The sequence below is a fragment of the Teichococcus aestuarii genome (genome assembly GCF_042651065.1).
Classification (GTDB): domain Bacteria; phylum Pseudomonadota; class Alphaproteobacteria; order Acetobacterales; family Acetobacteraceae; genus Pseudoroseomonas; species Pseudoroseomonas aestuarii.
Genome location: NZ_JBHSCH010000186.1, coordinates 1 through 573, shown reverse-complemented (window position 1 = coordinate 573; position 573 = coordinate 1). Strand labels below are relative to the sequence as shown.

Sequence of the window (573 nt, the reverse complement as noted above, 5' to 3'; positions counted from 1 at the left end):
AGCATGTCACACATATAGAGGTGATTTAATATGAGAAAGGTTCAATGCATTATTTGCGATACTAAAGTTTTTATTGATGAACATACAGTCGAGGCTAAACGCTTAAAAAATAATCCTATACGCACTTTCATGTGCGATGATTGTAAAAGTAGACTCGATACACCTAAACAAAGCAAACGAGATTAAAATGATATATTGGAAATTTCAAACTATCTCACATAAATAAAGAGTGTGGGACTTAAAGTTCCAAGATAAATAAAAAAGACAATTTCTATTGAAATTATATAGAAATTGTCTTTTTTATTATTTTTTTGATTATTTTCAGCTCGTTGAGCTGTTACTTTTCTTATATTAAGTGCCATTAGCACAAATCCTAGTTCTCTTTTGACTTTATTTATCCCTCGAACGGACATTCGAGTAAAACCCAAAATAGCCTTCATAAATCCAAAAACAGGCTCCACATCAATTTTTCTTGACTGTAGATGCTTTTTGTTTTTGGTTCTGAAAACTTTTTAATAATTTGGACTTTAAAATATTCCCAATTATAATTTTTCATTATTTTTTTATTTGCTT

General features: G+C 28.8%; 1 protein-coding gene and 1 pseudogene. One reads left to right on the top strand and one right to left on the bottom strand.

Annotated elements, in window-relative coordinates:
* The first annotated feature begins 30 nt into the window (after positions 1 to 30).
* Positions 31 to 186 carry a DUF2197 domain-containing protein gene (locus ACFOY6_RS24290; protein ID WP_002439348.1) on the top strand — a complete coding sequence of 52 codons (156 nt, stop codon included), beginning with the start codon at positions 31 to 33 and terminating at the stop codon, positions 184 to 186.
* 18 nt (positions 187 to 204) lie between these two features.
* On the opposite strand, the pseudogene ACFOY6_RS24285 reads toward ACFOY6_RS24290, so the two are convergent.
* Positions 205 to 573: pseudogene (locus ACFOY6_RS24285) on the bottom strand (transposase); the annotation flags it as partial.

Bases quoted from the DNA above. Each gene is read 5' to 3' on its own strand.
- ACFOY6_RS24290 (WP_002439348.1), top strand. From the start codon at position 31: ATGAGAAAGGTTCAATGCATTATTTGCGATACTAAAGTTTTTATTGAT.